General features: G+C 61.4%; 20 protein-coding genes and 3 pseudogenes. 15 read left to right on the top strand and 8 right to left on the bottom strand.

Annotation, left to right across the window (positions count from 1 at the left end; translation table 11 throughout):
• Positions 1-14 precede the first annotated feature (14 nt).
• Positions 15-1,101 (top strand): annotated as a pseudogene (locus BB934_RS40620) (NAD(P)/FAD-dependent oxidoreductase).
• Between the two features lie 336 nt (positions 1,102-1,437).
• Here BB934_RS40620 and BB934_RS40615 read toward each other — a convergent pair.
• Entirely contained in the window at positions 1,438-2,304 is an 867-nt protein-coding gene (locus BB934_RS40615; protein WP_173909566.1) for a group II intron maturase-specific domain-containing protein, read from the bottom strand.
• 526 nt (positions 2,305-2,830) lie between these two features.
• A complete protein-coding gene (locus tag BB934_RS40610; protein WP_099515289.1) occupies positions 2,831-3,538 on the bottom strand; it encodes a GntR family transcriptional regulator in 708 nt (235 codons plus the stop codon).
• Positions 3,539-3,732: 194 nt separating this feature from the next.
• On the opposite strand from BB934_RS40610, the gene BB934_RS40605 reads away from it, so the two are divergent.
• The 12 genes and pseudogenes from BB934_RS40605 (at position 3,733) to BB934_RS40550 (ending at position 16,374) form a co-directional block, all read left to right on the top strand.
• A complete protein-coding gene (locus BB934_RS40605) occupies positions 3,733-4,392 on the top strand; it encodes an aspartate/glutamate racemase family protein (RefSeq protein ID WP_099515288.1) in 660 nt (219 codons plus the stop codon).
• Positions 4,389-5,768 carry a dihydroorotase gene (locus BB934_RS40600; protein ID WP_099515287.1) on the top strand — a complete coding sequence of 460 codons (1,380 nt, stop codon included), beginning with the start codon at positions 4,389-4,391 and terminating at the stop codon, positions 5,766-5,768. The genes BB934_RS40605 and BB934_RS40600 overlap by 4 nt, the downstream gene beginning before the upstream one ends.
• Entirely contained in the window at positions 5,765-6,163 is a 399-nt protein-coding gene (locus tag BB934_RS40595) for a VOC family protein (protein ID WP_099515286.1), read from the top strand. Before BB934_RS40600 ends, BB934_RS40595 begins: the two co-directional genes overlap by 4 nt.
• A gap of 47 nt (positions 6,164-6,210) precedes the next feature.
• Entirely contained in the window at positions 6,211-7,779 is a 1,569-nt protein-coding gene (locus BB934_RS40590) for an ABC transporter substrate-binding protein (RefSeq protein ID WP_099515285.1), read from the top strand.
• A gap of 90 nt (positions 7,780-7,869) precedes the next feature.
• Positions 7,870-8,835, top strand: a complete 966-nt coding sequence (locus BB934_RS40585) for an ABC transporter permease (protein ID WP_099515284.1) — start codon at positions 7,870-7,872, stop codon at positions 8,833-8,835.
• Between the two features lie 7 nt (positions 8,836-8,842).
• On the top strand, positions 8,843-9,715 hold the full coding sequence (locus BB934_RS40580) for an ABC transporter permease (protein ID WP_099515283.1): 873 nt from the start codon (positions 8,843-8,845) through the stop codon (positions 9,713-9,715).
• A gap of 20 nt (positions 9,716-9,735) precedes the next feature.
• Positions 9,736-10,716 (top strand): ABC transporter ATP-binding protein, encoded by a 981-nt coding sequence (locus BB934_RS40575; RefSeq protein ID WP_099515282.1) that lies wholly within the window; start codon positions 9,736-9,738, stop codon positions 10,714-10,716.
• Positions 10,713-11,741, top strand: a complete 1,029-nt coding sequence (locus tag BB934_RS40570; RefSeq protein WP_099515281.1) for an ABC transporter ATP-binding protein — start codon at positions 10,713-10,715, stop codon at positions 11,739-11,741. The genes BB934_RS40575 and BB934_RS40570 overlap by 4 nt, the downstream gene beginning before the upstream one ends.
• Positions 11,741-13,210, top strand: a complete 1,470-nt coding sequence (locus tag BB934_RS40565; RefSeq protein WP_099515280.1) for an ABC transporter substrate-binding protein — start codon at positions 11,741-11,743, stop codon at positions 13,208-13,210. The genes BB934_RS40570 and BB934_RS40565 overlap by 1 nt, the downstream gene beginning before the upstream one ends.
• The gene (locus BB934_RS40560; RefSeq protein ID WP_099515279.1) at positions 13,207-14,652 is read left to right on the top strand and encodes an amidohydrolase family protein; all 1,446 of its coding nucleotides are present in this window, start codon (positions 13,207-13,209) and stop codon (positions 14,650-14,652) included. The genes BB934_RS40565 and BB934_RS40560 overlap by 4 nt, the downstream gene beginning before the upstream one ends.
• 11 nt (positions 14,653-14,663) lie before the next feature.
• Positions 14,664-15,593 (top strand): dihydrodipicolinate synthase family protein, encoded by a 930-nt coding sequence (locus BB934_RS40555; protein ID WP_099515278.1) that lies wholly within the window; start codon positions 14,664-14,666, stop codon positions 15,591-15,593.
• Between the two features lie 32 nt (positions 15,594-15,625).
• Positions 15,626-16,374: pseudogene (locus BB934_RS40550) on the top strand (SDR family oxidoreductase).
• A 518-nt stretch (positions 16,375-16,892) separates the two neighbouring features.
• Here the strand turns inward: BB934_RS40550 and BB934_RS40545 are convergent.
• Positions 16,893-17,642 (bottom strand): annotated as a pseudogene (locus BB934_RS40545) (LysR substrate-binding domain-containing protein); the annotation flags it as partial.
• 61 nt (positions 17,643-17,703) lie between these two features.
• Here BB934_RS40545 and BB934_RS40540 point away from each other — a divergent pair.
• Entirely contained in the window at positions 17,704-18,402 is a 699-nt protein-coding gene (locus BB934_RS40540) for an IS6 family transposase (protein WP_099514513.1), read from the top strand.
• 29 nt (positions 18,403-18,431) lie between these two features.
• On the opposite strand, the gene BB934_RS40535 is transcribed toward BB934_RS40540, so the two are convergent.
• From BB934_RS40535 to BB934_RS40520, 4 genes are all read right to left on the bottom strand, one after another.
• Positions 18,432-18,641 (bottom strand): hypothetical protein, encoded by a 210-nt coding sequence (locus tag BB934_RS40535; protein WP_099515277.1) that lies wholly within the window; start codon positions 18,639-18,641, stop codon positions 18,432-18,434.
• 89 nt (positions 18,642-18,730) lie between these two features.
• Positions 18,731-19,177, bottom strand: a complete 447-nt coding sequence (locus BB934_RS40530) for a CBS domain-containing protein (RefSeq protein WP_099515276.1) — start codon at positions 19,175-19,177, stop codon at positions 18,731-18,733.
• Positions 19,178-19,581: 404 nt separating this feature from the next.
• Positions 19,582-19,758 (bottom strand): hypothetical protein, encoded by a 177-nt coding sequence (locus tag BB934_RS40525; RefSeq protein ID WP_175608901.1) that lies wholly within the window; start codon positions 19,756-19,758, stop codon positions 19,582-19,584.
• 248 nt (positions 19,759-20,006) lie between these two features.
• The gene (locus BB934_RS40520) at positions 20,007-20,993 is read right to left on the bottom strand and encodes an ABC transporter substrate-binding protein (protein WP_157934634.1); all 987 of its coding nucleotides are present in this window, start codon (positions 20,991-20,993) and stop codon (positions 20,007-20,009) included.
• A gap of 1,072 nt (positions 20,994-22,065) precedes the next feature.
• Here BB934_RS40520 and BB934_RS40510 point away from each other — a divergent pair.
• A complete protein-coding gene (locus tag BB934_RS40510; RefSeq protein ID WP_099508970.1) occupies positions 22,066-23,520 on the top strand; it encodes an IS4 family transposase in 1,455 nt (484 codons plus the stop codon).
• Between the two features lie 20 nt (positions 23,521-23,540).
• Here BB934_RS40510 and BB934_RS40505 read toward each other — a convergent pair whose 3' ends face one another.
• Positions 23,541-24,572 (bottom strand): IS110 family RNA-guided transposase, encoded by a 1,032-nt coding sequence (locus BB934_RS40505; protein WP_099515274.1) that lies wholly within the window; start codon positions 24,570-24,572, stop codon positions 23,541-23,543.
• Between the last annotated feature and the right edge of the window lie 10 nt (positions 24,573-24,582).

Raw genomic sequence — 24,582 nt, 5'->3', positions numbered from 1 at the left:
ACGGACCGAACTCTATGGACCACTTCGATGTGATCGTCATCGGCGCAGGTGTCGTCGGACTTGCGGTCGCGCGGGAACTCGCTCTTCAAGATCTGTCAGTGCTCGTGCTGGAAGCAGCACAGGGCGCTGGCACCGAGACCTCTTCGCGCAACAGCGAGGTGATCCACGCCGGGCTCTATTACCAACCGGACAGTCTAAAGGCGCGTCTCTGCCTGGAGGGGCGGCACGCACTCTATGCCTATTGCGCCGAACGCGGCATTCCCCATCGCCGGTGCGGAAAGATTCTTACAGCATCGAATGGGTTGGAGTTGGCTTCCGTCGAGGCTCTCGCAGCACAGGGACACGCTAATGGGGCGGACGATCTGGAAATGATCACTGCCGGACAAGCCCGCGCGATGGAGCCGGCCCTCAAGACCGTCGGGGCAATGTGGTCGCCTTCTACCGGAATCGTCGATAGCCATGCCCTTATGCTGACCTTGCAGGGTGACGCGGAGAATGCCGGAGCACTTTTTGCATTCCGTACGCCATTCACCAGCGCCGAGCCTGCTGCAGGCACAATGCGGAGGCAATGAACCCGTGGAGGTCGGTTGCCGAATTCTGGTGAATGCTGCTGGTCTTCATGCTTCGATAGTTGCACGAAGCATTGTAGGGCTGTCGGCGGATGACATCCCGGAGACGCGTTTCTGCAAAGGCAACTACTTCATGCTTTCGGGTCGGGCTCCCTTCTCGCGACTGATCTATCCCGCCCCCCATGCCCATGGTTTGGGTGTCCATCTCACCCTTGACATGGCGGGCCAAGCCCGGTTCGGACCAGATACGGAATGGATTGACACGCTCGACTACCATGTGCGGCAGGATCTCCGGAATGCTTTCGAGGACGCAGTTCGTCACTACTGGCCTGGCTTGCCCCAAGGTTCACTAGTCCCGGGATATGCAGGCATCAGGCCCAAGCTGACGGGGCCCGGGGAGCCTTCCGCAGATTTCCAAATTCACGGCCCGGAGGTCCACGGCATTCCGGGCCTTATCAATCTCTTTGGGATCGAGAGTCCCGGGCTGACGTCATCTCTGGCAGTAGCATGCGAGGTAGCACGTCGACTTTGAGATCTTACTACTCGTTTAGCCAACCCTAGAGCCCGCTCGCCCGGGTGGAGTTTTCTTCATTTTAGTTAGTCAAACCCAGCCGGCAGCCGGCGGGCGTTCCGTGTCACGGGCCTGATCACTGTACGCAGGAAATTTCTGCTTTGGGTCAGGCATTCGCATTCCGGCGGCTCAACGAACGTCGGCAGTTGAGTGCCGAAGCGGACCGAAAGCTTACGTCTCAGGAGGTAGAGTCGAGGATGGGCGCGGTAGCTTGGGCCATGCGGCAACGCCCCGTTTCCCATCCCCGCTCATCGAACCGGACGTGCGGCGCTACCGCATCCGGCTCTCCGACCGGCTTCATTGCCAGGCCCACGGCGAGGCAGTTCGGGGCAAGCGTTCCAGAGCCAGCACACCGCGCTCACCATGGATCACGTCGTAGGTGAACCGTCGGTTGCCGCGCCCATGCACCTTATGCCGTCGGGCGAGGAAGGCACGCACGCGCTCGGTGACGTACTGGTCCATCCCGCGGAAGGCCGGCCGACATGTCCCATAGGCGAAGTAGTTCGACCAGCCGCGCAGGGACCTGTTCAGCCTATCGCGCACTTCCTCCCATGGTTCAGTGTGGCCGGGCGTCAGCAGGTTGGCGACCTTCGTCTTGAGCCGTTGCACACTCTTCTTGGACGGGCTCGCACCCAGATACCGTCGGCCGTTCGCCTTGTAATAGTGAGGCCCGAACGCGTAGCCGAGGAAGTCGAAGCGCTCCTGGCGGGCGTCCTTCAGCGAGGTCTTGGCCTCGTTGATGCTCAGCCCAAGCCTTGTCATCACGGCCTTTGTCCACGTCAATGCCTCAACCGCACGACCGCGGCTGAGAATGACGAAGTCGTCGGCATACGAGACCACGTGGGCTTGGAACGCTTCGCCGCCGTCCGGGTTCGGGATCATCACCCGCCGTACCGGATCGGGCCGGTACGTCTTCGAGATCAGTTCCTCGCGCAAGCCCGCCAGCCAGACTTCCAGGTCCCGCGCCTCGATCTGCTCGAAGCTCATCCCGTCCACCCCTGAAGCACCCGCATTGGCGCGGGCCAACCCGTAGGCGTGACGCAGGATGTCATCGCGACAGATCTTGTCGTAGAGCCCATAGAAGCGGAAAGCGGGCTGCGCCTTCGCCTTGCAATAGAGCTTTCTCTGAAGGATCCGGATCTTCTCAGGTGTTCCTAGGCGCATGGCCAATCACCCTCACCTCACCAGCTTCGAAAGCGCGCCAGAAGTCAGGGTCCTTTGCTCCGCCGGCGTTACCCGGCCTCAGCGCTCGTATGACCCTGTCCGACTCCCGCCCTGGCCGGCGCCGTACAACGCCGTTGAGGCCGCTACCCTCGCGCAGGACGGGTCTCCCCCGATGACCCGCATCACCCTTCCGACGTGCCGTGCCCACTACCCCGGCGGATCGAGCGAGTGCGTGTGTCGATTGCTTCCCCGCTCGCACGGCCTTCCCCAAATGGCAGGAGGGTCGGCATCCGCATTGTCACGCTCATAGCCTGCTCAGGCTTCACTCACGTTACGGCCCATCGGATTGCTCAGCCGCCTTACAGCGACCTTTGTCACGAGGCTCCAGCCCGTCCGGTTGCCCGGCCGAACCGCTCGTCAGCTACCAGATCAATCGACAACTCTCTGGGTGGAATCCTCCTCCACTGGTGATCCGCGCCTTCGGGGCGCACTGCCACTTCCAGACCTTGGGTCATTTCCCCTTACGTCAAAGAGTGAGTGCAGAAGTATTGCTTGAGATCAGAGCCTTTAGAATACCCTGTTGTGTATGTTCGCTGTGCTCCACAATTGCCGCCCGTGCCTGATCCGGATCACGTAGGCGCAAAACGCCCACGATGCGCCGGTGGTCGTTACTGGTTTCAGGGTTCACGTCACGGCTAAGCGCACCGAGATAGAAGAGCCGTGTACATTCGTCGAGAAAGGCGGCGACCATCGCCAGCAAACGCGGGTTGTTAGCACCTTCAGCAATGGCAATATGGAAATCGCGATTGGCCTTCACGAACGATTGCACGCTCTCGCCCTGGGAGGGATCGTACCGAGCCTCCGCCAGCGTCTCCAACCGGTCGAGATCGGCGGGCGTCAGGTTCAGCGCTGCCATCGAAGCGGCCGTTCCCTCGGTCATGGCACGGATGGCGAATAGGTCGTTGATGTCCTTGACGGTCACCGGAGTGACTCTGTAGCCGCGGCGGGGAAAAGCTTCAATCAACCCTTCGGCGACTAACCGTCCGAGAGCCTCGCGCACCGGCGTCTTGCTCATAGAGAGCTGATCGGCAAGTTCCGATTCGGAAAACTCGGCACCGGGCCGCAATTCCCCGGAAAGCACACGCGCGCGCAGGACCTGGTGGGCGGTCTCGGTCAGCGACAGCTTCTTGCTGCGGGTACCCGTGCTATCGCGCACGGAAATGAGGGTCTGCACTCTGTCGCACTCCAATTGTCGAAACCGACTGGCCCGCTTCAGCAGGTTCGCCGGTGCAGCCCCTTGGCTCAATCGTCCTTCTCTCTCGGATTTGTCCGTCATGCAAGAGAGTGACAGTCGACATGACATATTTTATAGTATATTACGAGAAATATCATAAAGACTGCACCAGTTAAGGTCGGTTGGAGGGACGTTTGGCAGACATTCTCGTGATCAACCCCAACAGCTCGAAGGCGGTCACTCGATCCATGGAGGAGTGCCTTGGAGTGTTCGATGGGAATGGACATCGAATCCGCTGCATGGAGCTGGAAAACGCCCCGCCCGGTATCGAGACCGACGATCACGTGTCCGAGGTGATCCCCCTTCTCATCGATGCCACCGCGAATGCCCACGCCGACGCCATCGTCATCAGCTGCTTCTCGGATCCAGGCATTGGCCGCGTCCGCGCCGCGACACCCATGCCAGTCACCGGCATCGCTGAGGCCGCCTATCTGGCCGCGCTTGGCCTTGGAGATCGTTTCGGCATCGTGTCCCTCGGACCCTCGTCCATCGTTCGGCACCGCCGCTATCTCGAAGCCCTGAAACTCGAGGGCCGGCTTGCAGGTGACCGCTCGCTCGACATGACAATCGTCGAACTTGTCGCATCAAATGTGGTCGAACGGGTCGCGCGCATCGGGGCGGCTCTCCGCGATGAGGATGGTGCCGACGTTGTCATCCTGGGCTGTGCCGGCCTCGGCGCCTATCGGGCCGCGCTGCAAGCCGAACTTGGCCTGCCCGTCATAGACCCGGTTCAGGCAGGTGTGGCACTTGCCTGCACCCACGCTGAACTCGGTTATCTGGGGAGAGGCAAGTGAGCGTCGATCTTGTCATTCGAGGAAAGGTCGCCACCCCCGATGCCGTTTTAGAGAATGGCTGGGTTGCTATCGAGGGCCGGACCATCCATTCTGTCGGCACAGGGGAAGCTCCGGAAGCCAGAGACACGCACGACGCCGGTGATGCCTATATCCTGCCGGGTGTCGTCGATGGGCAAACTCATGCTGGCAGCTATCTCGGGCTCCCCGGCATTGAGCCTACGACGCGCTCGGCGATTGCGGGCGGCGTCACGACTCTCGTCGACATGCCCTATGACAACCCGGCGCCCTTGAGTTCAAGCGCGCAGCTCTCCGCGAAGGTCGAGGCGATCCACCGCTATGCCCATGCGAACGTGGCCCTTTACGGCACTGTCATGCCCGGCCAGCCGCTGGATGAGGTTTCGCGGTTGATCGACAGCGGCGTCATCGGCTTCAAGATCTCCGCCTTTGAGAGCAGCCCGACCCGGTTTCCCCGCATCGACGCGGCCATGACCCTCGACCTGCTTGAGGCGCTTGCTGCAACCGATCTCCCGCTCGGTCTTCACAACGAAGACCAGGAAATCGTCCGGGCTCACGTGGCTCGAGCCCGCGTGGCGGGAAGCAACGGGATCGCTGCTCATTCGCCAAGCCGGCCGCCCGCTGCCGAGTTGGCATCGACGGCCCATTTCCTTGAGCTGGCCGCCAGTGCCGGCGCCCATGCGCATATCGTGCACATCAGCGTGCCGCGTGGCTTTCAGTTGGTCGATCACTACGCCCGCGACGGGTATCGGGCGACAGGCGAGCTCTGCGTTCATTATCTCTGGTTCGATCCGGAGCGCGATGGTAACGAACTCGGCCCGCGCATGAAGGTCAATCCGCCGATCCGGCCCGGCCAGATCGACGCTCTCTGGCAAGAGTTGTTTGAAGGGCGAATCGCCTTTGTCAGTTCGGACCATTCGAGCTGGCCCATCGACAACAAATTCACCGACAGCATCTTCGACGCGGGTGCCGGAGTGCCGGGCATGGAAACGCTGCTGCCGGCATTTTTCACCGCGGCCAAAGACCGTGGCACCGATGCCGCCCGCATGACAGCCGACCAGCTCTCGGCACGCCCATCCCGGTTCTTTGGCCTCTATCCGCAGAAGGGTGTGCTCCAGGCCGGCGCCGACGCCGACATCGCCATCTTCGAGGAAGCCGAGACGGTGTGGGACTCCTCGCGCGCCCAGGATGGTCTGCGCTGGAGTCCATACGATGGACGCCGGTTCGCCGGACGGGTGGCGCGCACATACCTCGGCGGCCAACTCGCCTATGACGGCACATCAGTCGTCAACACGCCCGGTGACGGTCGCTTTGTCGCTCGTGGCACCTCCAAATGGTTTCAACAGGACAAAGCCCGATGAGCGAAGCTACCCTCAGCCGCCCCGATAACGGCACCGTGGAGAAGGCGATCACCTTCCTCTACTATGTCGACCTGGACAGGGCCTTCGCCTTCTACTCGCAGGTGATGGGCTTTCCGCTGGAGATCGATCAAGGTTGGTCGAGGATCCTGCGCATAGCGGATAATGCGTATGTAGGGCTCGTGGACGAGACGCGCGGTATGCACCGCGCCCATCCTGTCAAGCCCGTGCAGATCTGCATTCGCGTTCCGGATGTCGATGCCTGGCACCGCTACCTCTCTGCCCACAAGGTCGCGGCTCTGACCGAGCCGAAGGACAGCCAATCTCTCGGGATCAGAGCATTCGTGTGCGAGGATCCCGAGGGCTATCAGATCGAAGTGCAGACCGCACTTCGATAAATTCCATCGTAGGCAACAGATCGACAAATCAATAAAGGGAACTGAAAATGTTGAACTTACGCATGATCAACGGTCGGAACGCTCTCTTTGCGGCCACCGTTTTCCTCGCCTCCACCACGCTGGCCGGCATCGCCGACGCCAAGTCTCTCAAGATCGGGCTGACATCGGATGCAGTGAACCTAGATCCGCAGGCCGGCGAGGAGCTGTCGAGCAACATCCTCTTCTATCATATCTACGATCCGCTGGTTCGCCGGAAGGCCGACCTGTCGTTCGGGCCCGGCCTGGCGGAGAGCTGGGAGCTGACGGACCCGACCACTTGGGTGTTCAAGCTCCGGAAGGGCGTGAAATTCCACAATGGTACGGAGTTCAAGGCATCGGACGTGGTGTTCACGCTCGACCGGCTCAAGAAGTCGTTGATGGCTAACCTCGGCGCCAACATCTCGGCCTTCAGGGCAATCGACGACTACACAGTTGAAATCAAGACTCCCCGCCCCTACGCGGTCCTTCCGAACGATCTCGCTGCTGTCCTCATCCTCAGCGAGAAATACGCAAAGGAAGTTGGAAACGAGAAGGTCGACCTGAAGCCGATCGGCACCGGCCCTTACAAGCTGATCGAGTGGATAAAGGAAGATCATATCACCCTCGAAGCCAACAAGGACTATTTTGCAGGTGCTCCTAAGATCGATTCGGTGACGTTCCGTCCGATCACTAACGGCGCCACCCGCACCGCGGCTCTTTTGACCGGCGAGGTCGATGTCATTCAGGACCTCAACGTGCGCGACGTCAGCCGCGTCAAGTCCGATGAGCGCTACAAGGTTCTCACGCAGCCGAGCCTGCTGAACGTCGTCATCTCCATTGACAACCGTCCCAAGAGCCCGACGATTTCGCTCGACAAGAACCCGATGATGGACCGCCGCGTCCGCGAGGCGATGATACGCGCCATCGATACCGGTGCGATCAACAAGATCATCATGAACGGCCTGTCGACTCAGTCCGACCAATATGTCCCGGCATCCCATACCGGCCATGTCGACGGGGAAAGCTTCCGTAAGATGTACCCCTTCGATCTCAAGAAGGCCAGTGAGCTGATGGCCGAGGCAGGCTATGCCGACGGCTTTACCGTGACCCTGGACGCGACCAACAACCGCTACGTGAACGACCAGCAGATCGCCCAGGCCCTGGCCTCGATGCTGGGCAAGATCAAGATCGACCTCAAGCTCAACCTGATGCCGAAGTCCAACTTCTTCGGCTACATCCGCGTACCGAGCAATCAGTCGAGCCTGATCATGAGCGGCTGGGATGTCCCGTCCGGCGATGGCGGCTCGATGTACAGCGTGATGTTCTACTCGCGCGGCAAGAAGGAAGGTTATGGCCAGGTCAATCGCGGCTCCTACTCGAACCCCGAGGTAGACGCCCTGATCGACAAGGCCGACGGGACCTCGAAGCTCGAGGAGCGCGACGCCCACCTGCAGGCGGTCACGAAAATCCTGATGCGGGACATTCCGATGATCCCGATCCATTACGAGCAGGATCTGTATGCCGCCAAGAAGAACGTCGAGCTGACGCCCCGGGCCGACAAGTTCCTCTGGGCCTACGAGATCGACGTCAAGGAATAAGGCTCGCCGCCTTTTCCATTAAATGCGCCGCCGGTCACTCTCGTCGGCGGCGCCTTGTCTTTCCCCTCGGCAACCGATGGAACCACCGTCTTGCTTGGTTACCTGATAAAGCGGCTCCTACAGATGGCGCTGGTACTCTTTGCAGTATCCGTCATCGTCTTCCTGATGATGAGCTTCACCGGAGATCCCGTCTTCATGGTGATCCCGATTGATTCAACGACAGCCGAAATCGAGCAGGCACGCCACCTCCTCGGCTTGGACCGTTCTCTTTTCAGTCAGTACTGGATCTTCGTGACCAATCTTATGCAGGGTGATTTCGGCCGCTCCTATGTCTTCCGGCAGCCCGCAATGGATCTCATCCTCGAGCGCCTGCCTGCCACCATCGAAATGGTCCTCGTGGCGATCACACTGGCAACGGTCATTGCAGTTCCTCTCGGGGTCTTTGCAGGCGCGAATCCGAACCGGCCTGTCTCACGCGGCATCATGGCGGGCTCTCTGCTCGGCATCTCTCTCCCCGGCTTCTGGGTCGGCATGATGCTGATCTTTTTCTTTTCGGTCCGGTATCAGTTCCTGCCCTCCTCGGGACGCGGCGAGACCGTCCAGTTTCTAGGTTTGCGCCTCTCCATTCTAACGAGCGACGGCTGGTCTCATATTATCCTGCCGGCCGTCACCCTTGCCCTGGCGACTCTCGCCATTATCTTGCGTATCACCCGCGCCGGGATGATGGAAGTGATGCGTCAGGATTACATCCGCTTCGCCCGTGCGAAGGGCGCCTCGCGGCGGCATATCCTGTTCGGTCACGGTTTGAAGAACGCACTCATTCCGGTTGTGACGATCTTTGGCCTTCAACTCGGCGACCTGATCGCTTTCGCGACCATTACCGAGACCATCTTCGCCTGGCCCGGCACCGGCAAGCTTCTGATCGACTCGATCTATCGCGGCGACCGCCCGGTGATCGTGGTCTATCTGATGCTGACCGCCTTCATCTTCGTCGCCATCAATTTCATCGTCGACATCGTCTACACGCTGATCGACCCGCGCATCGCCGTGAAGTGAGGACGACATGACCCGGTTCCTCTCCTCGGAATTCGTCTTCAACTACCGCAGAAACCTTCCGGCGATCCTCGGAAGTGCCCTGCTGGTCGTTTTCGCCCTCATGGCCATTCTGGGCCCGCTGCTCGTGCTCCAGGACCCCTATGATGTGTCGCAGCTTGAGCTGATGGACAGCTTCAAGCCGCCGGTCTGGCTGGAGGGGGGTGACGGTCGCTACCTTCTCGGAACGGACGGCCAGGGTCGAGACGTTCTGGCCTCTATCGTTTACGGCGCGCGCATCTCCGCATTCATCGGCCTCACCGCCATGGCCTTATCGTGCACGATCGGAACGACGCTTGGATTGCTGTCGGGATATTATGGCGGCACGGTGGACAGCGTGATCATGCGCATCGCCGACATCCAGCTCTCGTTCCCGTCGATGCTGATCGCACTATTCCTCATGTCGGCCTTCGGCACGGGGATCGTCATGGTCTTGATTGCCCTGACGGCCGTTGGCTGGGTGGTCTATGCCCGCACGGTTCGGGGATCCACATTGAGCGAAATCCAGAAGGAATACATCCAGGCCGCCCGCGTCGCGGGGCTCGGCGATCTGCAGATTATCGTACGCCACGTCCTTCCCAACGTCATGACGCCTCTCATCGTGGTGTCCACCATCCAGGTCGGTACCTTCATTCTCATCGAAGCCTCGCTGAGCTTCCTCGGCGTCGGCGTGCCGATTACCGAACCTTCGTTGGGATTGTTGGTGAAGGAAGGTTTCGACGTCCTGCTCTCCGGGATCTGGTGGACCTCTGCCTTTCCTGGCCTGTTCATCATGTTCCTCGTCTTCGGCATCAACTTGTTCGGCGATTTCCTGCGCGACGAACTCAATCCCCGTCTGCGGTGAATCATGAAAAGAGATGCGCGATGAGTGAGATGCTGCTCGATATCCGTGGTCTGAAAACCCATTTCCACACCTTTGGCGGCCTGGTGAAGGCGGTCGATGGCGTGAGCTTCGACGTGAGGAAGGGCGAGGTCGTCGGCCTTGTCGGTGAGTCCGGTGGCGGAAAGTCGGTGATCGGCTTCTCGATCCTGCGGCTGATCGATCCGCCCGGCCGCATCGAGGCAGGCGAAATCCTTTTCGACGGCGAGGATCTCACCAAGAAGAGCGAGGATGAGATTCGCTCGGTGCGCGGTGGCGAAATCGCCATGGTGTTCCAGGATCCGATGACGTCCCTCAACCCGGTCTACACCATCGGGCGCCAGATGGACGAGATGCTCCAACTCCATACCGATCTCGACGAACCCGCCCGTCGAGCCCGCTGCATCCGCATGCTGGAGGACGTTGGAATTTCCGAGGCGGAAAGCCGGCTCGATGCCTATCCCCACCAGTTCTCCGGAGGCATGCGTCAGCGTGTCGTGATCGCCATAGCTTTGCTGGCCGGCTCACGGCTGATCATCGCGGACGAGCCGACCACGGCGCTGGACGTGACCGTGCAGTCGCAGATCCTCAAATTGATGCGTCGCCAGATCGCCGAGCGGGGAGCCGCGATGATCCTCGTCACCCACGACCTCGCCGTGGTGTCAGAAATGGCCGACCGGATCGTGGTGCTCTATTGTGGCAGGGTGGTCGAGCGCGGGCGCACGGAAGATGTGATCACCCACCCGGCCCATCCGTATACCCGTGGCCTGCTGGACAGCATTCCCCGCATCACGGATCGCCAGCATCGATTACGGCAAATCCCCGGCACAGTACCCGATATCCGCAAACTCGGCATAGGCTGCAGCTTTCGGGAGCGCTGCTTCCGCGCGCGACCGCTCTGCGCGGAAAAGACGCCGGAGCTCGCCCCGGTTCGGCAGACGCTTGACGCCGCCTGCCATTTTCCACTTGAGGAGACCGAGGCATGACGACACCCGTTTTGGAGGTTCGCGGCCTCGTGAAGGCCTTCCCCGTCAGCGGAGGCATTTTTGAAAGACTGCGCTTCAAGAAGGGCCAGCTACTGGCGCCTCAAAAAATCCTGCGTGCGGTCAACGGCGTAAACCTGTCGATAGCACCCGGGGAGGTGATGGCGCTGGTGGGCGAGTCGGGCTGCGGTAAATCGACCGTCGCCAAGACCATCGCGCGGATCTACGAGCCGACCGCCGGCGAGATCCGTGTCGACGGTGAGGATGTGTCGCATCTGGGTTTCCGGGAGATGCGTCCCGTGCGGCGCAAACTGCAGATGATTTTCCAGGACCCCTATGCCTCCCTCGATCCCCGCCAACGGGTGAAGGACATTGTGATCGAGCCCCGGCGGGCTCAGGCCGGGCGCACGATGAGCCGTAAGGCGCTCGAGGAAGAGGCTGTGGCGCTGCTCGCCCGTGTCGGCCTCAACGCCGAACAGGCGAACCGATACCCGCATCAGTTTTCCGGCGGCCAGCGGCAGCGCATCGGCATCGCCCGGGCGCTCTCGGTGCGTCCGAAGCTGATCATCGCCGATGAGCCTGTCTCCGCGCTCGACGTATCCATCCAGGCCCAGATTCTCAACCTGATGATGGATCTTCGGGACGAATTTGGCCTGTCCTACCTGTTCGTTTCCCATGACCTGTCGGTCGTGCATCATATCGCCGACAAGATCGGCGTGATGTATCTCGGTTTCATGGTCGAGACCGCCAGTCGGGACCAATTGTTCAACCAGCCGAAGCACCCCTACACGAAAGCCCTTCTTTCAGCCGCGCCGACCGTCGACAAGGCCCTGCGCAAGCCGGAGATCGAGATCACCGGCGAGGTTCCGAGCGCCCTGCGCCTCCCTCATGGCTGCTGTTTCCGCACGCGCTGCCCGCTTGCTTTCGACCGCTGCGCTGCCGAGCGCCCTGCCCTCCAGATGCAGCCAGACGGCAGCTCCGTCGCCTGTCACCTCCACGATCAGATATCCGCAGCTCGGAGCGCATAATGCCCCCCACCGTCACGATACTCCAGCCGCGCCTTCGGCTGGACGATCCACATGACTGCACTGACGCGAACGACGTTCTCGCCGTCTTCGACGCGATTTTCGACGGATTGGTTCGCTATGGCCGTATTGGCGGCTTCGTATCCGGGTTGGCGAATGAGTGGCAAGTCAGTGCCGATGCTCGGCACTGGACTTTCACGCTGCGCGAGGGGCTGACCTTTCACGATGGCAGCCCCTGCGATGCGCAAGCCGTTTGTCTATCCCTGCGCCGCATGGCCCGTCCGGACAAGGGTCATACCCTTGGCGCCCCCGGCGTCTGGCACCAGTACCTCGGCGATGCCGTCATCGAGGCGACCGACCGGTTGACGGTCCAGATCCACCTGTCGAAGCCGATTGCCGACCTGCTCGATATTCTGGTCTACGGATATGTGGTCTCTCCATCGGCGCTCGACCGTTACGAATCCGGCGACACCACACTGCCGGTCGGAACTGGGCCCTATCGCGTGACCGATGTGGTCGAGGGCCAGGAAATCCGGTTGCAGCGCTTTGACGGCTGGCATGGCGTTGCGCCAGCCAATGACTCGATTTGCTTTAAGCTGGAGCCGGATGCCGCAAAGCGCCTTGCCTTGCTGCAATCGGGCAAAGCCCAGGTCGCAAACAGTCTGGACTTTCGAGCCTCCAAGGCTCTGGAGGATGATGGCGGCTTCACGCGGATTGTGTCGCTGGTCCCGGTGGCAATCATTTATCTCTTCAACGCGGCGCGTGGCCCCCTCGCCGACCCCCGCATCCGGAAGGCTCTAAATCTTGCTGTCGACCGGCAGACCCTGATCGCCAACGTCGTCCATGGCGCAGCCCAACCGCTGACGGGCTTCGTGAGCCCTGTTCACTTCGGAAGCATGCTACCGACCGACGCCGGCCCGGATCTTGAGACAGCGCGGCGCCTCATCGTAGAGGCCGGCTACGCGGACGGCCTCGTGATTGAGGTCGATTGCCCGACACGGCTGCCCGATGAAGCCGCGGCTCTAACGGCGGCGGTCGCAGAGCAGCTATCCGCCATCGGCGTATCGCTGAACGTACATCTCCACGAGGATCGCGAGGCTTATGCCCACAGAGTGCGGCTGAGTAAGGTACGCGACATGTGCGTCTTCGACTCAAGCCCGTTGAGCACCTTCCGGGTGCTGGCCGAAAAGATCGATGCCCGCGTGGAGGGCTCCTGGTGGCTCGGTTTTCACAACGGCGAAGTCGAAACGTTGCTCGATGAAGCTCGGCGGACCACCGACGTCGCGGCGCGGGAGGACATCTACCGTCAGGCTTACCAAAAACTTCAGGCCGATCCGGCCTGGTTCTATCTCTACAATCCTCTGCGGGTAACAGGACTGTCTGGATCACGTCCTAACTGGCGGATGCGCTCGGATGGTGTGCTCGACGTTACCGCCCTGCCCGCCTTTGGCCTTCGGGAGTCGCAGTTATGATCCAAGTTGATTTGATTGTTACCGGCGGTACGGTAGTCTCGATGGACGCGGCCCGTCGGATCATCGACCGGGGTACCGTGGTGATCTCCGGCGACCGGATAGTCGCGGTGGGCGACGCTGAAGAAATCGCTGCTCGCTACACCGCGCCTAAAACCATCGATGCATCCGGCAAGGTCGTTATGCCGGGTCTCATCGACGTCCATGCCCATGCTGGCCACGGGCTGATCAAGACCATGGGCATGGAGCAGGCCGGTCATTGGGAAGAGATCTGCAACGCTGCCTACACGACAGGCTCAACCCCAGAATTTTGGTATGCGGAAGCAAGGCTCGCGGCATTGGAGCGCCTGCATTTCGGTGTGACGACCGGCGTGTCGCTACTCGGTGGCGGCGACACCATCATGCGCACGGACGATACAGCCTATGGCCGTGCTCATTGTGAAGGCGTGACGGATATAGGAACACGGTCCGTCGTAGCCGTGGGGCCGACCCGTCCGCCGCATCCCCGCACCTACGGAACCTGGCGCGAGGGACGTCGTTCCGACCGGCCTGTGGGCTTTGAAGATCAGTTCGCGGTCAGCCGCGCCCTGCTTCGTGAGTGGCACGGCGCCGGCCGCATTCGCATTGCTCTTCTCTCTCCCGTGCTCCGCAACGAGCATGAAGAGAAAATGTGCAAGGAGGATTATGCGCTGGCCATCGATCAAACCCAGATCGTACGCGAACTCTCCCGCGAGGCAGGTGTCGTGTTCACCCAGGACGGGCACTGGCGCGGCTCGGTGACACGGGCCCATGCAATGGGCATTCTAGGGCCGGACGCGCTGCTCTCGCATGCCATCGACATCACGCCGGAAGAGGTACGGATCGTTGCTGATACGGGCACGCGTATCGCCCATAATCCAAGCGCCATCGCGTCCATCATGGGGCGCTGCCCTGCGGTCGAGCTGATCGAAGCCGGCGCGGTTGTCGCCATCGGCTCCGACGCCACAGCGCCGGACCGCTCAGGCGACATGTTCCGTCACATGCAGCAATGCATGCACTATCACCGCACGCATTTCCGAGATCCGAAGGTCCTGCCACCGGGCAAGGCATTGGAGATGGTGACCATCGATGCCGCGACCGCTCTGGGTCTCGAGGCTGAGATCGGATCGCTCGAAGCAGGAAAGAAAGCGGATGTCGTCCTGGTCGATATGGCCCGGCCGCATCTTGCGCCCTTCCATATGCCGGCGTTCCATCTGGTCTATTTCGCCAACGGCAACGATGTCGACACTGTCATCATCGACGGCGAGGTGCTTCTGGAAGGCGGCCAGCCGCCGCGCACCAACACCCGTGCCGTGATCGATGAGGCCAATCGTGAGGCCGAAGCGCTGGTAGAGCGTATGGGACTCCGGCCAATGATCGGCCAGCCGGATGGGTTTTTTGGCCAGAGCCGTTATCCGACACCATGAAGGAGGCAGGAATGCCCAGACTGACCGAGGACGCCAAGGGCGTCTATGTGATCGCCCTCACGCCGTTCACCGAGAATGGCGCGCTCGATCTCGAGAGCACGGACCGCATGGTCGATTTCTATCTCGAGCGCGGCGCAACCGGCCTGACCGTGCTCGGCATGATGGGCGAGGCGCAGAAGCTCACCATCGAGGAATCCCAGACCTATGTTCGGCGCATCCTGAAGCGGGTGAACGACCGCGTTCCCGTCGTCGCAGGCGTGTCATCGCCGGGCTTCGCCCAGATGAAGGCCCTGACCGAGATGGTGATGGACGATGGCGCCTCTGGCGTCATGATCGCGCCGCCATCCTCTCTGCGCAACGATCAGCCCATACTCAACTATTACAAACAGGCTGCCGAGTTCATCGGCAAGACACCCTTCGTCCTGCAGGATTTTCCGCTGGCAACGAGCGTCACCATCCCAGTTTCGGTCATCCAGGCCGTCATCGAGCAGATCCCCACATGCGTTTGCCTCAAGCATGAAGACTGGCCTGGGCTTGCGAAGATCACGGCGCTCCGCGCAATGGCCGCGAAGTCTGGCAGTCGGCGCATCTCCATTCTGTGCGGCAACGGCGGCATGTTCCTGCCCGAGGAAATAGGCCGCGGTGCGGATGGCGCCATGACGGGCTTTGCCTATCCTGAGATGATGCGTGACGTCGTACAGCATTACAATGCGGGCGATCCTGAAAGGGCCCAAGACCTGTTCGACGCCTATCTACCGCTCGCTCGCTATGAACAGCAGCCGGGCCTTGGCCTGTCGATCCGCAAATACATCATGGCCAAGCGCGGAGCGATTGCCTCACCCGCTTTACGCAAACCCAGTGGCGTGCTGTCTCGCAACGACATCGCAGAGATCGAACGCTTAATTGCACGCCAGACCAAGCGTTTGGAGGAGCTAAGCTGATTGACCTCGGATTGCAGAACAGAAAAGCGTTGGTGCTCAGAGCAAGCCGTGGGCTCGGTGCGGCCGTTGCTCGGGCACTCGCGCTTGAAGGTGTCGAGGTTCATGCCGCTGCCCGCAACCGGGATGCGATTGTCGAATGGGCCGCAACCTTGCCGCAATCGGCAGGGCGGGTCATTCCGCACGCGATCGACATGTCGGAAATCGGCAGCGTCGACACGGCCATAGCAGCGCTCCTGGAAACGGGAGGCGTCGACATTCTCGTCAACAACACGGGAGCCCGGCACCGGCACCCGCACTCGAAGCCAGGCGCAGCGATTGGCTTCGCCAGTTCGAGACAATAGCTGCCAACATCTTTCATCTGACCGGCGCCCTGCTGCCGCCGATGCAGCTGCGAGGCTCGGGCCGGGTGATCTCCATTGCTTCATCAGGCGTCGAGCAACCGATCCCGCGCCTAGCCCTATCCAACGGTATCCGCTCGGCACTCATCGGATGGTCAAAGACGCTTGCGACGGAAGTCGCCAAGAACGGCGTCACGGTCAACGTGGTTCTGCCGGGACGGATTCATACCAAGCGTTCCGATGACCTCGATGCGAGCGCCGCTCAACGAGCCGGTCGCGATGTCTCCGAGATTGTCGCGGAATCTGCTGCGTCGATCACCATGGGCCGCTACGGCCGCCCGGAGGAATTTGCCGACGCAGTCGTCTTCCTGGCATCCGCACGCGCATCCTATGTGACTGGGACGAAACTTCGCGTCGATGGTGGTGCCACTAGGTCGATTTGAACGGCTCCACCAAGCGGCATAATCCGAAGTGTCCGGACAGTCGGTGCCTCAAAACCCGCCCGGTGGAGTTGCCGCATAGGCTGGGAGTTCGCGCCAAGACGTTTCCACTTCCCTTCTCACCCATATTTGCGTCGAGAGGTCGGGAAGCGTCGAGACAAACGAGGCCCGCTTTCGGTCAGAGGTGATCCATAAGGGTGACCCTTTGAACGGCAATTTATCGTCACATTGCAGAAGTCAGCTCTACTTCCGCGTCGTGCCACAAGCGGCCCTTCCGGATCGTAGACGGATGATGGCTTCCCTACGGCCGGGAGTTGGCCTTGCACGTTTGGGAGCATCCGCACGGCGGGGAACCATCGTGGACATGTGTCACGTCTCACCGACACATCACGCCGACACGTGCCGGGTCAGTATGACCAACCCTGTTGGAATGTACTAACTGGCAGGGTTATGCGCGGTCCTCGCAGACCATCCGGCTCCAACGGGCTGAAAGAGCCGTGCATTTCGATTTGGCTCCTGCGCTAGGTCGCGTCCTTCCACGTGCCCAGGAGCATCTCGAGAAAACGCTCGGCAGCGGGCGCCAGGCGGCCGCCACGCCGGCGCACCACACCGATCGTGCGTGACACTTCCGGGTTCCGGATCGGTCGCGTGACGATGATGGGATGATCTCCCTGGGGTGTTGCGAGCTTCGGCAGGACCGAGATGCCGAGCCCAGCCTCCACGAGACCCAGGGATGTCGACAGGTGGGTCACCTCATAGGACCAACTCAGGCTTACACCGGCTCGCACGAGTGCTGCATCCAGCATGATGCGGTTGCCGCTGGTCCGGCTCACGGCCACAAGCGGCTGGCCCTCGAGATCCGACCACGCGACAACGTCCCGTTGGGCCAGCGGGTGGTCCCGTCGGCAAGCCAGGACAAAGGGATCCTCGATCAGGGGCTCGAACGACAGCTCCGGATCAGACGAGCCGAGAAGGTTGATGCCGAACTCGACCTCGCCACGTGCCACGCTCTCCAAGCCCTCGTTCGCGGACAGGTCCAGGATCCTGAAGCGGATGTTCGGGTACTGCTCGTTGAACCGTGCGATGACAGACGGCAGGAAGTAAAACGCCGCCGTCGGCACACAAGCGAGCGAGATCAAACCCCGCCGTTGTCTGCCGACATCCCGCATCGCGAACAGCGACGAGTCGAACTCGTCGAGCATCCGTCGGACAAGCGGTAGGAACTCCCGTCCGACGGTCGTCAAGGCCACGCGCCGGGTCGTGCGCTCCAGCGGCACTGTTGCATTAACCTTGGCGGTATAGCGAGGAGCGGTTCATCAAGGATCCGCTCCCGTGTCTCTGTTCAAGCGCCGTCGCTTCCCGGTTGAGATCATCCTGCTGTGCGTACGCTGGTACTGCAAGTACGGGATCAGCTATCGTGATCTGGCTGAAATGATGTCCGAGCGCGGTGTCAGCGTCAGTCCAAGCACGATCTTTCGTTGGGTCCAACGCTATGCCCCGGAGATCGAGAAGCGGGTGCGACCATACCAGGGACATCGTTCAGGCTCATGGCGGGTGGATGAGACCTATGTAAGAGTGGGCGGACGCTGGCGGTACTTGTTTCGAGCGGTCGATAAACATGGTCGGCTGATTGCCTCCATGCTGTCCGGCCGGCGTGATACCGGAGCGGCTTATCGCTTCCTGCGCAAAGCCCAGCGGGCGGTGAGCGACTATCCTCCTTCATCCATCACGACCGACAAACTGGCGTCGTATCCCAAGGCAATCCTGCGCCTGCAGGACGAAGGGCTTCTGCCGAACGATGTGGTACACCGCACCTCGAAATATCTGAATAACATCCTTGAAGCGGATCATGGCGCGCTCAAGCGCGTGATCCGTCCGACGCGCGGCTTCCAGAGCATGAAAACCGCCGGCGCAACGTTGAAAGGTTTTGAGGTGATGCGGATGGTCCGCCGAGGTCACTGCATGCTGAGGCATGCGGGCGTGACAGGCGAAGTTCGTCTGGTGAACCAGTTGTTCGGTCTCGCCGCATGAGGAAGGCGCACCGGTAGGCTCATGATGACTTATTGCAGTTTATGCAACAGAGCCAACCCGGCCAGGGCGTTCAGAAGGCCTGGAGAAGGCAAGCTGGCGAAGAGCCGGATGGGCGCAGGATCGGAGGTGGCCACCAACATCATCTGACCCGGGCACCCGAGCTTCACGAACAGGCTTTCAAACTCGTCCTGGACCTCGGTCCATTCGGCCGGGACGATGATCCTGCGCGCCCAGATCATCGGGCGCCTCCCGATCCAGCCGTCTCGGCTGAAGAGAACTCAATTGGGACGGGGAATCATCACAGGCGGTCCCCTCCCCACATTCCGATTTAGATCCGTGATCCGCCAGTCTGGCTGTGCTGGCCACCCGGCTGCGAGATACCGGCCATTGCGGCGCCGACCTTGGCCGCTTTGTCAGCCATCGCCAGGTCGCCGAGCGAGACGATGCCGACCAGGCGCTTGTCGCGGTTGAGCACCGGCAGGCGCCGCACCTTGATGCTGGCCATGTTGCGCTCGACCTTGGCGGTATCGTCGTCTTCAAAGCAGTACAGGACCTCGTCCGTCATCGCCTCGCGGATGGATGTGTCCGGGCCCCTGCCCTGGGCCACCGCCCGAATGGCGATGTCGCGGTCGGTGATCATGCCGACCAGACGATCGCCCTCGCGCACCGGCAGGATACCGGCATCCAGCTCGGCCATCATTCGGGCTGCATCCCGGAGGGTTTGGGTTGGCTCGATCAAGCGCACATCCTGTGTCATGACTTCACTGACTTTCATGGGTTCCTCCTTTAAGGCGCCCCATCAGTTGCGTGTTTGTCATCTCTCGCCTCTCCTCGAGCGAGACCTTGCGTGGCCCGCGTTGAGCCACGCGCAGGCGCTACGGCCTTCGTCTTTCAAGATATCACAGATGGGCCGAACGGTGGGAAAGTGCGGTAGGATTTTGGGGCGAAGGAGTCCTGGTTCACGGTCGTGATCGAAACAACCCTTCCGCTTCCAGCGGCGACGGCCCCGCATCATCCACTCCGGACCACATGATGGACGGAGCTGGGTCAATTGCGGGCAGGATCATGGTGGAGTTCCCCGTCCCCGCCATCAGCTCGGTGCCGGGACCGGACGGCGGTTCGTTCATCCCGCCATCAGGAGAGAGCGACCACTCTGGATCAGAGGCCTGTTGTAGCGCGTCAGCATGCCCTCAAGGGGACCCTGGCCGGGAGGCTGGAAGCTGACCCGTTCACAATCTTGAACTCCAGCATCTCCACATGAGCGCGCATCTGGTTGAGAAAGCGCAGGCGCTCGACGATGCGGTGGTTGAGATCGATCAGCCCGGCCTCGGTCAGTTGGTCAATGTCAATCGTCATAACGGTACCATCGACGAGAGCCGGGCTGGGGCCATCAAGCGAACGTGTGGCCAGCGCTTGTGCTCGTCAAGAGTGTGAAACGGCACCAAAGATCGTCCCCTCACGAGGGTGGCGCAGCCCCTTGGGCTATATCCACACAGAATGGAAATTCTCTGGGGTCACGATTGGCGACGATGCTGATTTACAGTAACGTGAAATTCTCCGGATCCAGCCTGCCGTGCGAGCTCTGGCGCAACCTTGGATGCCTTTCACTCGATCAGCACGTCAGCCTGCACCAGCACCGTTGAAGGCACCGTGATCCCAAGGCTCTTCGCTGTCTTCAAATTGATCGCGAAGGTGAAGCGGGTCGGATTCTCAAACGGTAAGTCGGCCGGACTTGCGCCCCGGAGAATACGGTCCACCAACGCCGCCCCACGCTCGGCACTTCCGCTTTGGTCCGGTCCGTACGACATCAGCCCGCCGTCACGGACAAGAGCCTCGAACTCATAGATGGCAGGCAGGCGGTGAGCGGCCGAGAACTCGAACACTCGGCGCCGGTTCAGAAGGGTGAGCGAGTCACTGACCATGAGGATGCCGTCGGGCAACCGATCGATCATGGCGGCAAACGCTGCCGAAAAATCGTTCGGCTCACGCACGCCGAGGGCCTGTACGCTGAGGTTGAGCGCCCTTGCCGCCTGCTCGGACTCCCGGACCCGGAGCGTCATGCCCAAGTCATTGGCGTTCCACAGCATTGCCACCTGCTTCAAGGTTGGGATCAGGTCTTTCAGAAGTTCCAAGCGTTTCGGCGAGAGCTGGACGGACACATCCGATATGCCGGTGATTTTGCCTCCGGGCCGGGCGAGGCTCGCGATCAGGCCTGTTGCAACCGGATCGCCCGTTCCGCCGAGAACCACCGTCGGAAGGGCGCCGATCTGCTTGGCCGCGAGGGCCGGCGGATAGCCCTGCACGACCATCACGTCGACCCTGTTCGCGATGAGATCGTGAATTAACCCGGGGATGCGCTCGAGATGCCCCTCGGCAGCTCGGGTCTCGATGATCAGATTGCGCCCGAGGATATAGCCATGCTGGGCGAGGCCGAGGACCAGGGCTGGACCATAGACGCTCTCGGTCATGGGTGTGCCAGGACTGAGCGTGCCGACGCGAAACATTCGGGATGATGTTTGTCCCCTTGGGCCTGAAGAACCCATCGTGAGGGCGAGCGAACCCAAGCAGCGGATAAAGTCGCGACGCTTCATGCGAACCTCCCAAGCAGGCAGGTGATCCATTGAGCGCACTGGAACAGTCAATCATGAAACAGGTCCTGCGCCTAGCAGCGCCACGATAAGGCAACGCTCGCGGCGTGTTGCAGCACACCACCATCGTACCGGAGGCACCATTGCAGCAATGCGCTACGAGCGGGCCTCTCGGGGAGCATAAGGATATGTGGGTCAGCCAGTGACCAGGCCGCTTCTGGAGCCGACGAGTGAGGCACGATTGCCCGTCTCTCGGTGAGAAACGCTTCTAGGGGTGCATCGCCGTGCCCCACGAAACCTCATGCTCTCCGACTCCGACCGAACGCGACCAACATCTCCAAAGCATCGCGAAGCATGGCCGTATGGGCTGGCTGAAGAGATCCGGGTACACGCGTCGGGCTCTGGTAGAGACCGCCATCAGCCGGCTTAAACGAGTGATCGGAGATGCGCGGCGCTCGCGAACAGATGGGCGTCGCGCGACCGAAGTCGCCATCGCCATTTCTGCCCTGAACCGCATGCTTGAGCTTGGGCGCCCGGAGCCTGTTCGAGTTGCCTGAGATCGGGCAAGGATAGGTTAAATCCATGCCCCGGTCGATCCGTGCAACATGTGTGGACGCCCCAGGTGACGCAAGAGAAATCTTTAGGTTCGGTGTAGTGCGCCGGCGAGTGCTTACATGTGTGCGGCCTCGTCTGCGGCCATTCACATGCCGCGGGCCCGGATGGAAGTCCGCGGATCAAGTCCAACTCACGGTCACGTGCTCAAGGCACGCTGTTGCACTCTGGTTTTCCTGATCCCGTCTCATCGACCGTTGCGCCATCTCTCCCCTTCGACTTTCCTACGCCTCCAACAGCCCCACGGACGCGACTTTCAATTACCCACATTTCTGACTTAGCAGCAGTGCTTGCCTGACCAGCACCAAGCGTGATTCCTTGGTGAGCATCTCCTCATCTGTGAGAGGTGTCCCATGGACAGGGCTCTGTCTCGGCTTTCCCGTGATCTCGCTGATCTCTGCGCGCCGGGCATACGCCGGACGGCCTCCTATTCGCTCCCACGAGGCGGCGCGGGAGCTGGGCCATGACAAAGACGTCTCTTCCGACGCATCCTCTGGGAGAGGCAGCCAATGTTATTTCCTGGGTCGATCAGGAACTCGCTGGGTGCCGCTTTCGGGACAATCGTCTCGGCCAGCGCCTGCGCAAGCTCCTGACCCACATGGCCGGTGCCATTGGCGGCAGCCTTCCGCTGGCCTGCCAGGATTGGGCTAACACCAAAGCGGCCTACCGCTTCCTGTCCAATCCCAAAGTTTCCGACCATGAGATCCTTCAGGGCCATTTCCAAGCCACCCGAACCCGCTTTGCCGCCTTCGGTGGCCCTATCTTGGTCATTCAGGACACAACCGAACTGTCCTACGAAAGAGCACAGCCTGAACGGATTGGTGCGACCCGCCGGGTCAACAGCGGCCGGGACAAGGAAGGTCGCTCCAGGATGCACACGGTCTGCGGGCTGCTCATGCACTCTTGCCTGGCTGTGACCGCGGATGGGCTGCCGCTGGGGCTTTCGGCAATCAAGTTTTGGACGAGGCCTCAGTTCAAGGGCGCCCGGACGCTCAAACGCAAGATCAACCCGACCCGGGTGCCCATCGATCAGAAGGAGAGTATCCGCTGGCTGGAGTGCATGAGGCAGTCCGTGGCGCTGTTCGGTGCTCCTGAGCGCTGCATCCATATCGGCGACCGGGAGAACGACATCGACGAGTTCTTCTGCACGGCTCAGGCTCTGAGCACGCACTTCCTGGTCCGAACCTGCGTGGATCGGTTGGCGGGCGATGGCCAGCACACCATCGCGGACGAGATGGCAGAGGTGAAGGTCAAAGGACGGCATCAGGTCGAAGTTCGCAGCCCGAAAGGCGATGTGAGCCTTGCCACCGTAGAGCTCAAATACCGCCGGATCCACATCCTGCCTCCGATCGGCAAGCAGAAGCGCTATCCAGCCCTGAGCCTGACGGTGATCCACGCACAGGAGCGTCATCCACCCAAAGACCGGGCGCGGATCGACTGGAAGCTGATCACGGATCTGCCGGTACGATCCCGCGCGGACGCGATCCAGATGCTCGACTGGTACGCCATGCGCTGGAAGGTCGAGCTGTTCCACAAGATCCTCAAGTCCGGGTGCCGAGCGGAGGAGACCAAGCTGAGAACGGCCGAGCGCCTGGTGAACCTGCTCAGCATCTACTGCATCCTGAGCTGGCGGATCTTCTGGATGACGATGCTCAATCGTGTTGTTCCGGACGTGCCGCCGCGGCTGGCCTTGACGGACTTGGAAATGGACCTGCTCGACGAGCTGGTGCGAGACAAGGGCCAGGTGCTGCTGCGGAGCAAGACGCTCGCCTACTATTTAACTAAGATCGCCCGCATGGGCGGCTACCTTGCCCGTGGCCATGATCCTCCGCCAGGAAACACCGTCATGTGGAGAGGACTATCCCGCCTGATGGATATCGAACTCGGCGCTAGGATTGGGGCGCAAATCTATGGGTAATTGAAAGCGGACGCGAGCGCTTACACGCTCACGGCCGGAGCTCGGTAGTCCCCACCTTTGGCCATCAAGGCCCAGACCATGCGGGCCATCTTGTTGGCCAATGCTACCCGCACCAGCATCGGCGGCTTGCGGGCCAGCATGCGAGACAGCCACGATCCGGCTGGTGCGCCATGACGGGCCGCCCAGCGCAGGACAGCACTCGCCCCGATGATCAGCAGGCGACGTAGAGTTCGCTCGCCCATCTTCGAGGTGGCCCCCAGCTTCTGCTTGCCGCCGGTCGAATGCTGCAAAGGAGTTAAGCCGATCCAGGCGGCAAAATCTCGTCCACGCTTGAACGTCTCGGCCGGCGGCGCCAAGGCCGTCAAGGCTGTTGCAGTGATCGGACCCACTCCAGGGATCGTCATCAAACGGCGTGCGGTTACATCCTCCTTGGCCCTCTGGGCAATCTCGCGATCAAGCAAGGAAATCCTGCCATCCAGCCTGTGCAGCATCTCGATTAGCACCGACAGGATGGCACGAGCGATCTCCGGCACCGGCTCAGCCGGGTCCTCTACGGCCCGCACAAGGGAAGAGACATGGGCCGGTCCTTGGGCCACCACGATCCCGAACTCGGCCAGATGACCTCGCAAAGCATTGATGATCTGGGTCCGCTGCCGCACCAGGAGATCCCGCGCCCGGAACACGAGAGCGGCGGCTTGGGCCTGCTCGCTTTTGGGCGCCACGAAGCGCATGGTCGGGCGCTGGGCCGCTTCACAGATCGCTTGCGCATCGGCGGCATCGTTCTTCTGGCGCTTGACGAAGGGCTTCACGTAAGCCGGTGGGATCAGCCGCACGGCATGACCGAGCTTGCCGATCTCGCGCGCCCAGTGATGGGCGCTGCCGCAGGCCTCCATAGCCACGGTACCGGGCGGCTGAGTCGCAAAGAATGATAGCACCTGAGCCCGCCGCAACTTCTTGCGGATCAGGACTGCCCCAGATGCATCGGCTCCATGAGCCTGGAACACATGCTTCGCCGAAGTCGCTCGAAGCGGCGGCGTATCTTGCCGTAGCACTCGCAGTGCT

The organism is Microvirga ossetica (assembly GCF_002741015.1).
GTDB classification, from domain to species: Bacteria; Pseudomonadota; Alphaproteobacteria; order Rhizobiales; family Beijerinckiaceae; genus Microvirga; species Microvirga ossetica.
Note: the sequence above shows the minus strand (reverse complement) of the source record. Positions and strands in the feature narration are given on the sequence as shown.